This is a genomic window from Microcystis sp. BLCC-F209 (genome assembly GCF_041928595.1).
GTDB lineage: Bacteria > Cyanobacteriota > Cyanobacteriia > Cyanobacteriales > Microcystaceae > Microcystis.
Genome location: NZ_JBHFLL010000289.1, coordinates 1 through 13,939 on the forward strand (window position 1 = coordinate 1; position 13,939 = coordinate 13,939).

Genomic DNA, 13,939 nt, shown 5'->3' on the forward strand with positions numbered 1-13,939 from the left:
AACAATTAAAAGAAGAAGATATTTTAAATGTTAGTCGAAGAAATGACGTAACGGAATTTGAAAAAGATGCACGAGTTAAAGGAAGAATTTAGAAAGATTTATGAAACCTCAAAGAATCCGACAGAAGGACTGCTATCCATCACGGAATAGTTGGCAAAATCTTCCAGTGTTTTTACCAAGAGTTGTCAAACAATCCGAAACTGGTTTGGAGAAATAATTAGTTATTTCGAGCGAAGGACAACGAATGGGGTGGTCGAGGGAATCAACAATAAACTTAAACTAATAAAACGGAGAGGCTATGGCTTGAGAAACTTTCGGAATTTTTGGGTTAGAAGTATGTTGTCTTGGCATCTTGTCTGTTGATTTAGCATAAAGAGTAACGAAGAGCCATACAGCTTTACAATTTAGCTGATTGTGTACTACGGTAGCAACCGTTATGCTTAGAGAGGAAATATGTTGGGAAATTGCTGGCGATTGCGTCGATAATAGATGAATTATAAACAGTTATTAAAAAAGGAGAAAAGCCAGCCATGACCAGAAGCTCAGCTGGACAGTCTAGATGGACAGATGAGATGCTAGATGAATTGGCAAACTCAGTTTCGGGAGTCAAAGACTCAGTTTCGGAATTGCGGGAATCGGTTTCAGAATTGAGAGAATTAGTTTCGGAATTGCGGGAATCGGTTTCAGAATTGAGAGAATCAGTTTCGGACATCAAAGATTCAGTAGAAGGAGTAAGATTGACGGCACAAGCTTTGCTACAAATTGCCGCACAGCAACAACGAGAAAATGAAGCAAGGAGAGCAGAAATTGCTGAAATGAGACAAAGACAGGAAGAGTCAGACAAGCGTTTTGAGGTTTTGCTGTCAGAAGTCCGCCATCTGATTCGGCAACTTAAGCCAGAAAATCAATCGTAAGCTTGGCGCGACTGGCGGCGATTGCGTCTATAATTATCTACAGTTTAAGCAGCTCCTGAGACTGAGAAGGGAGAAAAACAAGCCATGACAAGAAGGGATGGGGAACGGAGGAGATGGACAGATGAAATGCTAGATGAATTAGCAGACTCGCTTTCCGAAATTAAAGAATCAGTTTCGGAATTGAGAGAATCAGTAGAAGGAGTAAGATTGACGGCACAAGCTTTGCTACAAATCGCAGCACAGCAACAGCGTGATATGGATGAAATGAGACAAAGACAGGAAGAGTCAGACAAGCGTTTTGAGGTTTTGCTGTCAGAAGTTCGCTATTTGATTCGGCAAATTAAACCAGAAAATCAGTCATAAGCTTGAGGAAAATGACGGCGATTGCGTCTCGACAATTTAACCTAACCTTTTGTGAAACTAATTGACAAAATAATTGATAGACTATCATGGAACAAAAACTATTGTTGGCTAAACTGTTAAAAGGTCTCTCGAGTAGGATGTTTCGGCTATCGAAAAGAATCGAATATTTTGGATGTGACCCTATGATATTTCGGTATGTTGATTGTTTTGATACCATAGATGTATTGCTTAAATTCGTGCAACCAAAGTATCTCTGCGATATAGTGGCAAATGCCGGTCACTGGACCTATGTTTTAAGTCAAATGAGTCCCACTTTAGAACACGTGGTTTTTTTTGAACCCCAATCTCAGTATCAGGATAAATTGCAATCTTGACCCTTACCTGGGGTTACTAAAGTTATGTACCAGTGTGGTTTAGGTGAAAGGGAAGATAAGTTATTAATTAAAGGAGGAACTGCTTCAGCATCTTTTATTGATTATGAACAACAAAATAAGTATTTTCCTAATAGTATTTCACAAAACCAGCAAGAGCAGGAGGAAGTAGAAATTAGAATTTTAGATGCAATATATGCCAGTGATGATCTACCAATCCCTGATGTAATTAAACTAGATGTTCAAGGTTTTGAGCTTGAGGTTTTAAAGGGTAGTATAAATTTGCTAAAAAAATCTAAATACTTAGTGATTGAATTATCATTTCGTCAGTTTTATCGAGAGCAACCCTATCTATGGGAAATCATCAAACTACTAGAAGAGAATAAATATATTATGGTTGGCAAAGGATTTGAATGGCGATACAACGAAAATCCTTCAGAAATACTGCAAATGGATGCTATATTTAAGAACACTGATGTTATAGCGGTTCTCGCATCTGTGCGGCACACTCAAACCTTTGCTGATTAAGCTGTTCAGGATCGGGAATGTACCTCTTGTCAATCAGAAACGCTATATGTAATTAGAGCAGGATCAAAAAGGAGCCTATTTAGTTGAGCAATCTACTTGCCAAAGCTGTTAATAATTCTAAGTGGACTGCCATCGGTTCTCTAATGACAGCCATCTTAGGATTTCTGTTTGCCGGGTTAACGATTCGCTGGTTGGGAGAAGCGGAGGCTGGATTTGCCATTGCCATTGCGACTATTGTTGGCATTAACAACACCTTTAGCGGTTTGGGACTGGGTGCGGCTGCAACCCGGTTGATTAGTCGCGCTCATGAAGAAAAGAATTATCAAGAAATTCAGAAAATAGCTGGTGTCTGTTTTACAACTTCTCTCGCTTTTGGATTGTTTGGGTTTTGTATTTTCGCTTTCGGTTCTGCTTGGATTGTTCAGTGGAGTAAATATGAAGGAAATGCTGATATAGGGCGCTGGTACTGTATATTATTAGGATTGGCATTTTTGTTACAACAAATCACCAGTTATTTTAATATATTTCTCACTTCTCTTCAGAGATTTGACTGGCAAACAAAGCTCAACACTACTTTTATGTTAGCCAATGGTATTTTGGGAATCACTTTTTTGAAAGCCTTTCCTAATATTTTAACCTTGGGAATAATTAGTTTAACTCTATCTTTCCTAAATTGTTTATGTACGGGGTTTATAGTCACTAAAATCCTGGGATTTTTGACACGTCCTTCCTGGCATCAAGCTATGTTTATTGAGCTTTGGTCTTTTGGAAAATGGGTTTACATGACTCAGATACAAGTTATATTTTTTGATGGTGTTGATAAAATATTTTTAACTTCTGTATTTGGCAGCTCTTCCTTACCTTTTTACACCTTTGCTCAAAGAATTTATAAAACAGTTCACCAAATGTTAGTTGGACAGTCTTCTTATCTATTTCCCATGCTCTCGGCTCAAGGAGATAAATTAGAAGTGGTAGCAGAACAAATAGAAGACCGCTTGCGCTGGTTTATTGGGTTAATTGCTGGTTTTGTCTATTCAGGACTGATTATTGCAGGTCCGGCCTTATTGACTATTATGGTCAATGCCGAATTTTCTAGCAAAGCTAGTTTTCAGTTGTTTATTTTTTGCTGGGTAGGCTATATTCATGCACAAGCTATAGTTACATTCTTTTTTAATTTAAGTAAAGGAAATGCAAAACAAAACTGGATTTATGTTATAATTACTGGCCTATTCTATTTTCCCTTTTTCGTTTTTTTATCACTAAATTTTGGGTTTAAATATGCAGTTATCGGACAATTGATGATGATTGTAGGAGTCATTTACTTGTTGCGCCATGCTCATAATAATATGAATTGGTTGACTTTCAGCAAATGGACAATCCAACCCTTAATATCATCTATTATTTTAATGATTGTAGCTACTTTTATTCACCTTGTAAACAATTCAATCAAAGCTACATTGATCACACAATTTACCTCTTTAATAATTTTTTATTTTTCTGGAATCTTATTTGTTTATTATCTAGAAAACAAATGTTTTGGTAGTACGGGTAGAACAAAAACTTTAAGTAGAGCTATTTTGCTTTTTTGTGGTAAGCTGAATATGTCAAAAGAGCGTTAGTCAACCAATGTTAAACTGATTGATGTGTTTATCTAAAAAGCTGTTTCTATATTTTCCAAGCAAATATACTCGTATATCTCATTTAAGATTGCTATAGAATATGCCCTGTCGGTAGAATATCTTCTGTGGAACCTTTCATCTGCTACATAATCATTTACGAGCCGAGGTTGTCATTGACCAGTAGGTATGATACAATAGGATGGAAGTTTGGGAAGGTATTGGGAACAAGGCGGGTTTCAGACACGTTATCGCACTGCTGTGACTTTAGCCGCCCAGTTTTATAGGGGGAAGGCTAAAACCTTATTTACTCCCTAACCATCTAGACAGTAACCACGATTTCTAGGAAAAAAATTCAAGAATTTTTTTCCTAGAAAGCTTTTGAGTTACTAAAAAGCCCGTATATTCCGATAAACATAAACATAGGAACCTTAGAGGATTTAAGTCATGTTCAAAAATATTATTCAGGAGACTTTTAAATACCTGGGATACAAAATAGTTAAAAATAATGCTCCTGTTCTTTACTTTCACTCAAATGCTTATTTAAGGCATAATGCAAGACGACTTGAACATTTGGCCAGCCTTAACATACCCGTAAGAGGTATGTCAGTACTTGAAGTAGGAGCAGGGATAGGTGATCACTCTCACTACTATCTAGACAGAGAGTGCCAAATTACGATAACAGAAACAAGACAAGATAATCTTGATTATCTTGTCTTGCGTTACCCCGGAGTTAATATCTTGAGATTAGATTTGGATTCTCCTCAGCCAATTGAAAATAGTCCATTTGATGTAGTTCATTGCTATGGATTACTCTACCATTTGAAAAATCCTGATTTGGCCTTGGACTTTCTAAGTCAATCTTGTCAAAAAATTCTTTTTTTAGAAACTTGTGTTTCTTTTGGTGATAATGAACAGATAAATCCTGTCAAAGAAATACAAACTAACCCTACTCAGGCTTTTTCTGGTCTGGGATGTCGTCCGACACGACGATGGATATTTTCTCGTTTACAAAATCATTTTGATTATGTTTACATCCCTAGAACACAACCTAATCATGAGCAATTTCCTCTAGACTGGAGTCATCCAGAAAAACATCAAGGTTTGAGTCGTTCTATATTTATTGCTTCGAGGACTAAACTTGACAATGAAATGTTGACAGATGAACTTATACAACAGCAAGCAAGACATAACTGACATTGCATGAACAACCTAAAATTTTTTTCAAGAAGGGTAACAAGAGCGATCACCTGCAGATTAAGATTAGATCAAAATCTTTTTCGGCAAAATCAACTTAAATTAACTGAAAAAATAAGGAGTTGAACAAATTTAATAACATTGAAATACATCAGGCCGGTTTTGGAGAAAAAGATGAGATTGTAGAATTCAATTCAGGCGCACCAGGAATGGAAGTTTATCACTCATTGGGCGACATTATTGATTCTTCAGCGGATCCCGATAAATTTAAGACAATACCAGTTCAACTTTTTCAAGGCTCTACCTGGTTACAAAAGAATAATGTACAGCATATAGATTTAATGAAACTTGATGCTGAAGGTGGAGAATACCTTATACTCAAGAGAATGCTGGAAATGTTTCAATCCCCAAAAATCTCTCGACTGTTAATAGAAATTACGGATGAAATGTCAAAAGCGGCGTTGCTGAATCAAGGTATGAATAACAACCTTGCACCCATCCAAAAGTTAGTTTGGGTCTAGGTTTTAAAAATCCCACAAAAGAAAATTCATATCTCAAATCAGCAAAGCCAAAAATCGCTAAACCAGTTATAGCTTTTCCCGATTTTACCGATGAATCGCCCCCAGATTTAGATTGGCAGATAGTCAAAGATATTGCTGGGAGATTCATGGCCGCTGATCCTATCGGGTGTCATGGTAACGATTTACAGGGAGCATCTCACCTTTGTAACCTCTAAATCAGGTTTTATGTCAAGCTATTTTAAAAGCCTTGCTAGAAATCAGTTTTAGGGACAAGTATAATTACTCACTTGCATAAATGAGATGCTCCCGATTTACATGAAGATCGATCGACTTATGCTCGGTAATATGGCAAATGCTCAAGCAGTGGGAAACTATGCGGCGGCGGTCAGATTTTCAGAGATTTGGTATTTTATTGCTATAGCAATTTGTTCCTCGGCATTTCCAGCAATTATTCGAGCAAAGCAGCGGAGTAGAGAGGAATATTATGCTAGACTACAACAACTGTACGATCTCATGGCTTGGATAGCATTGGTGATCGCAGTTCCCATGACTTTTGTTTCAGTTCCTTATGTTGACAAATTTGTTCGGCAAGGAATATACTAAAGCTGGTCGAATTCTGGTATGGCACATCTGGTCGAGACCTATTGTCTTTGTAGGGATAGCGTTTAATCAGTGGATGATGGTGGAAAATATGACTCTGTTAACCTTTGCAAGAACCTCATTAGGTGCTATTGCCAATGTTGGATTAAATTTTCTTCTCATCCCTCATTATGGACGTCTTGGAGCAGCAATTGCAACAGTGATCTCTTATGGATTTGCGCTATATGGTCTATATCTGTTTTTCCCATTTTTATACAGGAGTGCATGGATGGTAACTAAAGCATTTTTAATTCATTTTCGCCTCAATCACAACTTAATCTATCTCTCCAACATAAAAAATAGAATACTACTATAAACCATAAAATTGACAAGAAATGAAAGATGTAATTTATTAAACATTAAAAGATTTAGAGCCATGAAAAATCTCTTTTGGAAGCTTCACAGAAAACTAAGAGGTCGTATTCATCGTTATTTCGGAGATGATCTGTTCAAGCAAACAATCATCCAAAATCTATTAGGTTTCAAGATAGATATAGATAATCAAAGAATTTTAGAGACAATTGATGGTCTTGAAATAGAGTATTGTTATTCATCAGTTATAGGTAAACAATTGTTTTTTCAAGGTAGCTTTGAAGAAAATGAAATTATCTTCTTGAGCAAGATACTATTAGAAGATAGCGCTCCTATTGTATTAGACATAGGAGCTAATATTGGTCTTCATTCTATGAAATTAGCAAGGTCTGGTAAAAACACTAAGATCTATGCTTTTGAACCATCTCCAGGAACTGCGAGTATTTTAAGGAAGAATATAATTAAAAATTCTCTGGCAAATAAAGTAATTGTGGTGCCTAAAGCTGTCTCGGATAAGATTTGTAGTATTACTTTCTTTGAATGTGAAGATAATGCTTATAGCTCTCTCAAGGATACTAAGCGAAAAAAAGTGGTTAATCGAGTTCAAGTACCGGTAACAACTATTGATGAATTTGTCAAGGAGAATGAAATTTCAAAAATTTCTTTAATAAAGATTGATGTAGAAGGTTTAGAAACAGAAGTTATCAAGGGTGCTGAGAATGTCTTAAACAATTTAAAACCAGATTTGTTTGTAGAAATTTATGGTGGAGAAAACTCAAATCTAAATCCAGAACAGACAATTGAATCAATCCTGTCTTATGGCTATAAAGCATTCGTTTTTAATTCTATTAAAGCCTCATTAGAACCATTTGAAAAGCATTCAGATGAGTATTATAATTACTACTTTATTCATGTAGATAGAGAATACCATGATAGGAACTGTAAAACCTTAGTTGAGCCAATTGAACTAACTGAATAATTAAATAATTTAATCTATGGAAATTCCTTAAGTAATCAAAATCATGAAATGCCCAATTTGTCTTTCTTCAGCTGCTTTAAATAATCTACCGCTATACGATGATAGATACGGCTACCCAGGAAACTTTTTTCTTGCCAAGTGTTCTGTCTGCGGTCACAAACACTTAAAAGGAGAATTTACACCAGAAGTTTTGGCTGAACTTTATACGAAGTTCTACCCACGCTCGAAATACGTTCTTGAACAGTATCAGCCTCATAAAGAGATTAACGCTTTTAAAGCTTGGATGAACGGTTCCTATTCCTCAGCTTTTCGTTGGATACCCCAAAATGTTCGTATTTTAGATATTGGTTGTGGTTTTGGCGAATCTTTGGGATATCATGAGTCCCGTGGCTGTGATGTTTATGGGGTCGAAGCCGACGAAAACATTCGCCGCGTAGCTGAGAAATTTAACTATAAAGTGCACGTTGGGTTATTTGATCCGAATCTTTATAAACCAGATTTTTTTGACTACATAACTATGGATCAAGTTATTGAACATGTTACCAATCCTATAGTAACTCTACGTGGCATTGCTAGGGTTTTAAAGCCAGGGGGAATAGCAATATTGACTACGCCCAACTCTAATGGATGGGGAGCTAGTGTTTTTGGGCATCGGTGGATTAATTGGCACGCCCCCTATCACCTTCAGTTCTTCTCGGTACAATCAATGCAACTGGCATCTGAGCAAGCTGGATTAACGGTGGAACAAGTTAAAACTTTAACCAGTTCTGAATGGTTACTGTATCAGTGGATACACCTAATGTTATTTCCACATATGGACGTACCATCTGCATTTTGGTCTTTTAAGGAGGAACGAAGCTTTAAGCAGAGATTAGCACTTAAGCTTCTAGCCGCTATTCACAAAACTAAAGTCAATCACCTAATTACACGGTTTTGTGATAGCATAGGTCAAGGAGATAATTATGTGTTTTTCCTGAAAAAGAGGCAATAATTATGGATAAAGTTTATATTATTCTCCCAGTTTGCAACCGTCGAAATATCACTCAGAAGTTTGTTGAATGTTTGAAATCACAAACCTACACCAATTATCACCTTATCTTGGTTGATGACGGTTCTATTGATGGGACTGAAGAGATGGTTAGAAGTCAGATTGAGTCTCTGACAGTCATCAAGGGAAATGGAAATTGGTGGTGGGCTGGTGGTTTACAGCAGGGTGTCAGTTGGTTAAAGAATAATAATGTTAAAGCCACCGATATAGTCTTGATGGCTAACGATGATGTTACTTTTGATCGGTCTTTCATAGAAAAGGCAATAAATATCTTACAATATTCACAAAAGACACTTGTTTCCGCACAAGGTTTTCAACCAGATACTGTAAGTGTAGTAAATCAAGGGGTAAAAGCTGACTTGAAATCAATGACTTTTAAAACTACTACCTCAGCAGAAGAAATCAACTGCCTACCAACCAGAAGTTTATTTTTAAGATTTTCTGATTTGCTCACTATTGGTGACTTTTATCCGACAATTTTACCTCACTATTTATCGGATTATGAATTCACCATTAGGGCATATAAAAAAAAAATAAAACTTCTGGTAAATCCTGAATTAAAAATCTACTTACATGAGAGTAATTTTATCAATAAATTACCATCTTTAGAAAATAATAATTTTGGCAAATTTGTTCAAAGCTATTTTTCTAATAAAAATCCTGTTAACCCAATACATTGGACAGTGTTTGTCATTTTGGTATGCCCTAAACCCTGGATTCTCTTAAACATAACAAGGGTTTGGAAAGGATGTGTTTTTGCAATACTAAAGGGTACCTCGAAAAAAAAAAAATAGATTGACGTCGGCATGGCACCACCTGAAACCCTCATAAAACCTTTGTTCATTCTCAATTAGGGTTTGCTGAAAAAGTGTATTGGTGGGGTTAGGAGTCAGTAGCCGGTCGTCAGTAGCCGGTCGTTTCAGGCTTTGTTGCCCTTGTTCTTTGTGCCAGCTTATGTACTATGGCATAGAACGAGTTAGTTAGGACAGATGCCTGAAGGCTTTACTCACAGCATCCACAAGGTTTTCACTATCATTGATAATCTGACTAACATAGTTTTTCAATCTAGCCCAGAACTTTTCAATTTTGTTGAGATCTGGAGAATAGGCGGGTAAAAATAGCACTTCACATCCCGCTTTAGCTAACAATTTTTTGATTCTCTCTTTGGGATGAAAACTGGCGTTATCAATGATGATAATTTGACCTGGTAGTAGTTCGGGTAATAGCAATTGTTCTATCCACTCACACACCAACTCTGTATTACAGTACCCCTCAAACACCATTGGCGCGATAGTGGAACCACGCCACCAACCGCTGATCACACTAACTCTTTCGCTACAGTGACCTAACTTTAAAGCCTCAAATCTTTCTGATTTGTGACAATATCCATAAGGGTAATCGATGGTGTTATCTATTCCAGCTTCATCAATATAGACAAATCTTTCCGGGGCATAACCTCTGATTTTTTGGAGAAACTCTTTTCGGGCTTCTTCATCTCTTTCTCTGTAGCCATAAGTTTTTTTTTCTAGTAAATCCAATTCTTTTGAGGGCTTGACCAATTCTCATCCTACTGACTGGGTTAGCCCATTTTTGCGCCATTTTTTCTTGGGTCAAATGCCCATATTGTTCGGCAAACTTTTGAAAGGCTTCTAAATCGTCAATTTGGGGCTTCGGCCTTCGACGATAGTTAGTTTTAGCGGCCACCGTCCCAGTTTGTTTCTTCCGTTTCAGCCAGATGTCTAATGTATTACGACTAATATTGAGAGTGCGACAGACATGGCTTTTTTTCTCCCCTCGCTCTACGGCACTCACTGCTTTCTGTCTTAAATCATCACTATAGGGTGCTGCCATGAAAGCTTCTCCTCATTTCTTTTTCTCTATTATGTCCTAACTATCCCGCTCTTTGCTATATGTGTATTTTGATTCCGATCGGAATTTTTGTCAATTCCCCAAAAATTCTCTCATCGGCATTTTAAATCAAAAACGAGCATTAATTAAAAAACCTTGTTTTTCTAAGGATTTCATCACCGAGCTAGAACCCACTTTGCCCATTTGATCAACTATAATAGCTGTTTGATTAGTGGCATAAAGTTTGAATCGCCATTCTAGATATTGGAGAATAATCTTCAGCAGATAAGTCAAGTTATTAAGTAATTTAGACATATTCTTTGATGCTTGTATTCTAATTTTTTTACTCTACACCTGCGATACAGATGCTGCGTTCTCAGTGAGTTTAATCTATTTCAGCATCCTTGTCAACCTAGGGGTGCAATTTTGGTAATTCTCAAGATAGTTGCTCAATTATCTCACTTACATTGAGGACACTAAGCAAACAAACGGCTTTTACTGATTTTAAAGCTGTTTTTAGCCATTAATAAACTATTTTTCTCGGCTTTATCGGTTAATTATATCTGCTTGTCCCAATTGTCCCCCCTTTGCCCCGAAAAAACTCTTGGTCAACTAACCGCTTAATTATCTATTCCTGAGTGTAGAATGGCTACCTATGGATGTTCTGATTGGTCGGGGGGATTATCAGCAAGCTTGACTATAAGACGCGGCAGGACAAAAGTTAGCAGTTCTGTAAAAACTATAGTTGCCATTGTAGCATGGTGTTATGATGAAGCGGTAATTAATCGAGCCAGATTGCTACCGCAAAATCTTTTAAACCGCATCCACAGGGAAAACCGTAGTTTGGTTTTTTCGGCTATGATCTTTGCATAGCAATACTTTTAAGGGTTAATGGCCTGCCAGTGAAATTCCAGTTCTCTAGCTGATTGCGGTTTATATCCTTAAAAGTGTCCCGAAGTCAATCTCAGCTTTAGATGTCATATTCCTTACTCTATAAGGGTTTGAGGCTATTTTAAATAGATACCATGTTTGGACAAATTCCCAAATTATTCTCAAGCTATACTGGCATACTAGATGCGGTTTAATATAGTTATCCCTTGACTATTTGATTAATGATGAACAACCAACAAAACGGGGCTTTAAAAACCCAAAGTCAAGCAAATCTGCCAGTTTTTGCCCAACCAGCTTTTATCCCCTCCCCGACGCAAGAAGAAGAGGAACTCAACCTGCGCCAAGTCCTTTCCGTGATCAAGCATCGCTGGTGGTTAATCGCTGGCATCACCGTAGGGGTGACTACTGCGATCGCTGCTTATACTTTCTTAAAAACCCCTATCTATCAAGGTAAATTCCAGCTGCTCATCGGTCAACCCATTGAGGAAAATCAAAGTTCTCTCAGGTTGGCAGCCCAAGATATCCTACCTCAGTTGGGGGGTGAAGACATCGATTATGATACCCAAATCGCCGTTTTAACAAGTCCTCAACTCCTTAACCCCATCCTTAGTAAAATAACCCCTAAGTATCCCGACTTTACCTACAGTGATTTAATTAGTAAAACTGGCAAATCTGATCTCAAAATTACTCAATTAAAAGAGACGAAAGTTTTAGAAATTTCCTATCAAGATGAGGAACCGGAAAAAATTAAGCTGGTTTTAGATAATTTAGCCCGTCATTACCTAAACTATAGTTCTCAGGAACGGAAGACCGAAATTAATCAAGGGTTAGATTTTGTTAACGCTCAATTGCCGGTGCTGCGGGAACGAGTTAATTCTCTACAAAAACAAATGCAGCAATTCCGGCAGCAATACAATTTCCTGGATCCCGATAAAGAGGCGACTCGTTTATCACAACAGTTAACCACTACTGAACAAGATTATCGGGCAGCCCAAGTTGCCCTTAACGAAATTAACTCTCGCTATCAAGCTTTACAGCAACAGGTGGGATTGGCCCCTAATCAAGCAATTATCGCTACTTATCTCAGTGAATCTCCCGGTTATCAAGATTTGCTCAAGCAGCTGCAGGAAGTAGAGGTGGAACTGGCGAAACAATCGGCAGTTTTTGCGAAAGATAGTCCGATAATCGCCACCCTAGAGGAAAAACGGGCTAATTTACTGCCCCTACTGCAAAACGAGGCACAGAGAACTTTAGGGGAAAAACTGCCCCAGACAGTGGGTGATTCCCCGGCTTTGGTATCTCAGAGCGCTTTGCGGGTAGAATTAACCCAACAATTGGTAGAAGCCGCTAACAGTCGCCAAACCCTAGAAATTAAGGTAGAATCCCTTGCCCAAGCCCTGAAACAACAGAAAGACTCGGTCAAAAATCTTGCGGTTTTGGCCCGTCGCTATACGGATTTGCAGCGAGAATTGGAAATTGCCACCACCAGTCTCGGCCGTTTTCTGGAGCAACAACAAACATTACAGCTACAGGTGGCACAACAAGTGGTGCCTTGGCAACTAATTTCCTCCCCAGAAGTAGGGGAGAACTTCGTTTCCCCTAAACCCGTGCGAAATCTGGCTTTAGGGGTTATCGGTGGTCTGTTACTAGGCCTAGGGGCGGCCTTTTTTGCCGAAAGATTAGACCCCGTTCATCACAGTGCAGATGAACTAAAAGAAGATAGCAAACTACCCCTTTTAGGTGCAATTCCTTGGCAAAAAGACCTCGGTACGATCGAAAAAGTGATCACCGCCGCCCTACCCCAGTTAACAGTCGGCGATCGCAAAATTACTATCCCTAATACTACCCTAAAATCAGCCAACGAAAACCCGTCCTACTATAATTTCTCCCCCTTCTCGGAAGCTTTCCGGACTCTTAACACCAATATTCGCCTCCTCGGTTCCGATTCCCCCCTCAAGTCCCTCGTGATTAGTTCTGTATCACCGGGAGATGGTAAAACCACCATATCAATAAATATCGCTAAGGCGGCCGCCGGTATGGGACAAAGAGTCTTACTTGTGGATGCCGACCTGCGACGACCCCAGGTTCACCTGCGACTTAATCTCGATAACGACCACGGACTCAGTAATGTCCTCGCCGAGAATCTCGATTGGAACGAGGCAATTCAACCTCTACCCCGCTACGAGAATGTATCGATTCTCACCGCCGGTCAAATTCCCCCGGATCCGACCCGCTTGCTTTCTTCCCAGAGAATGCAGGAGATGATCTCCCAATTACAGCAAGACCACACCTTTGATCTAATTATCTACGATCTACCACCAATCGCCGCTTTTGCCGATGCCAAAATTCTCGCCGCCATGGCCACTGGCCTAATTCTCGTCACCAAACTGGGCAAAACCGATCGCTTTGTGCTTAAAAATCTGCTCGAAGATCTGAGATTATCCCACATTTCCGTGTTAGGCTTAGTGGCTAATAATGTTAGTCGGAAAGACCACAATTATCGTTACTATGGCCATTACTACGGGAAAAGATAATTAAATTCAAGATAGATTTTGGCTTCGATCCCCCCTGCCCCCCTTAATAAGCTATCCCTTATAGGGATCTTTCTTAACAATTTTTTCAGTAAGCACTCCAACCCTTATCCTGACTTGATTTCAGTTTTTTCCTTGTCAGTAAGGGTGTCAACAAGGAATATTACAGATTGTTAACCGA

The 13,939-nt window shown here is 38.5% G+C and carries 15 protein-coding genes and 1 pseudogene; 13 read left to right on the plus strand and 3 right to left on the minus strand.

The genetic code is table 11. The features are described from left to right. Nucleotides 1–54 precede the first annotated feature (54 nt). The 12 genes and pseudogenes from ACE1AQ_RS18340 to ACE1AQ_RS18395 all read left to right on the plus strand — a co-directional run. A pseudogene (locus tag ACE1AQ_RS18340) lies at nt 55–363 on the plus strand (transposase); the annotation flags it as partial. A gap of 167 nt (nt 364–530) precedes the next feature. After that, the gene (locus ACE1AQ_RS18345) at nt 531–914 is read left to right on the plus strand and encodes a hypothetical protein (protein WP_008202408.1); all 384 of its coding nucleotides are present in this window, start codon (nt 531–533) and stop codon (nt 912–914) included. 84 nt (nt 915–998) lie between these two features. After that, nucleotides 999–1,277 carry a hypothetical protein gene (locus ACE1AQ_RS18350; protein ID WP_008202405.1) on the plus strand — a complete coding sequence of 93 codons (279 nt, stop codon included), beginning with the start codon at nt 999–1,001 and terminating at the stop codon, nt 1,275–1,277. A gap of 398 nt (nt 1,278–1,675) precedes the next feature. Further along, nucleotides 1,676–2,176, plus strand: coding sequence for an FkbM family methyltransferase (locus tag ACE1AQ_RS18355; protein WP_253257740.1), 501 nt, complete (start codon nt 1,676–1,678; stop codon nt 2,174–2,176). 83 nt (nt 2,177–2,259) lie between these two features. Next, entirely contained in the window at nt 2,260–3,795 is a 1,536-nt protein-coding gene (locus ACE1AQ_RS18360; RefSeq protein WP_110545189.1) for an oligosaccharide flippase family protein, read from the plus strand. 444 nt (nt 3,796–4,239) lie between these two features. Further along, nucleotides 4,240–4,989 carry a bifunctional 2-polyprenyl-6-hydroxyphenol methylase/3-demethylubiquinol 3-O-methyltransferase UbiG gene (locus ACE1AQ_RS18365; protein WP_106908345.1) on the plus strand — a complete coding sequence of 250 codons (750 nt, stop codon included), beginning with the start codon at nt 4,240–4,242 and terminating at the stop codon, nt 4,987–4,989. Between the two features lie 122 nt (nt 4,990–5,111). Next, nucleotides 5,112–5,510 (plus strand): FkbM family methyltransferase, encoded by a 399-nt coding sequence (locus ACE1AQ_RS18370; RefSeq protein WP_253257741.1) that lies wholly within the window; start codon nt 5,112–5,114, stop codon nt 5,508–5,510. 300 nt (nt 5,511–5,810) lie between these two features. Next, on the plus strand, nt 5,811–6,113 hold the full coding sequence (locus ACE1AQ_RS18375; protein ID WP_216362932.1) for an oligosaccharide flippase family protein: 303 nt from the start codon (nt 5,811–5,813) through the stop codon (nt 6,111–6,113). After that, the gene (locus ACE1AQ_RS18380; RefSeq protein ID WP_371413508.1) at nt 6,079–6,465 is read left to right on the plus strand and encodes a polysaccharide biosynthesis C-terminal domain-containing protein; all 387 of its coding nucleotides are present in this window, start codon (nt 6,079–6,081) and stop codon (nt 6,463–6,465) included. The genes ACE1AQ_RS18375 and ACE1AQ_RS18380 overlap by 35 nt, the downstream gene beginning before the upstream one ends. A 60-nt stretch (nt 6,466–6,525) precedes the next feature. After that, a complete protein-coding gene (locus ACE1AQ_RS18385; RefSeq protein WP_110545191.1) occupies nt 6,526–7,440 on the plus strand; it encodes an FkbM family methyltransferase in 915 nt (304 codons plus the stop codon). A gap of 43 nt (nt 7,441–7,483) precedes the next feature. Continuing rightward, complete coding sequence (locus tag ACE1AQ_RS18390; protein ID WP_008202390.1) at nt 7,484–8,431, plus strand: bifunctional 2-polyprenyl-6-hydroxyphenol methylase/3-demethylubiquinol 3-O-methyltransferase UbiG; 948 nt, start codon at nt 7,484–7,486, stop codon at nt 8,429–8,431. A gap of 2 nt (nt 8,432–8,433) precedes the next feature. Beyond that, a complete protein-coding gene (locus ACE1AQ_RS18395) occupies nt 8,434–9,282 on the plus strand; it encodes a glycosyltransferase family 2 protein (RefSeq protein ID WP_008202388.1) in 849 nt (282 codons plus the stop codon). A 186-nt stretch (nt 9,283–9,468) separates the two neighbouring features. Here ACE1AQ_RS18395 and ACE1AQ_RS18400 read toward each other — a convergent pair whose 3' ends face one another. The 3 genes from ACE1AQ_RS18400 to ACE1AQ_RS18410 all read right to left on the minus strand — a co-directional run bounded on the left by ACE1AQ_RS18400 (nt 9,469) and on the right by ACE1AQ_RS18410 (nt 10,651). After that, nucleotides 9,469–10,026, minus strand: a complete 558-nt coding sequence (locus ACE1AQ_RS18400) for an IS630 family transposase (protein ID WP_008204666.1) — start codon at nt 10,024–10,026, stop codon at nt 9,469–9,471. After that, nucleotides 9,980–10,339: an IS630 transposase-related protein gene (locus ACE1AQ_RS18405; RefSeq protein WP_216362934.1), complete on the minus strand. Its 360-nt coding sequence runs from the start codon at nt 10,337–10,339 to the stop codon at nt 9,980–9,982. The genes ACE1AQ_RS18400 and ACE1AQ_RS18405 overlap by 47 nt, the downstream gene beginning before the upstream one ends. A 126-nt stretch (nt 10,340–10,465) precedes the next feature. Beyond that, complete coding sequence (locus tag ACE1AQ_RS18410) at nt 10,466–10,651, minus strand: hypothetical protein (protein ID WP_008202379.1); 186 nt, start codon at nt 10,649–10,651, stop codon at nt 10,466–10,468. A gap of 797 nt (nt 10,652–11,448) precedes the next feature. On the opposite strand from ACE1AQ_RS18410, the gene ACE1AQ_RS18415 reads away from it, so the two are divergent. After that, a complete protein-coding gene (locus ACE1AQ_RS18415) occupies nt 11,449–13,761 on the plus strand; it encodes a polysaccharide biosynthesis tyrosine autokinase (protein ID WP_110545194.1) in 2,313 nt (770 codons plus the stop codon). Nucleotides 13,762–13,939 lie beyond the last annotated feature (178 nt).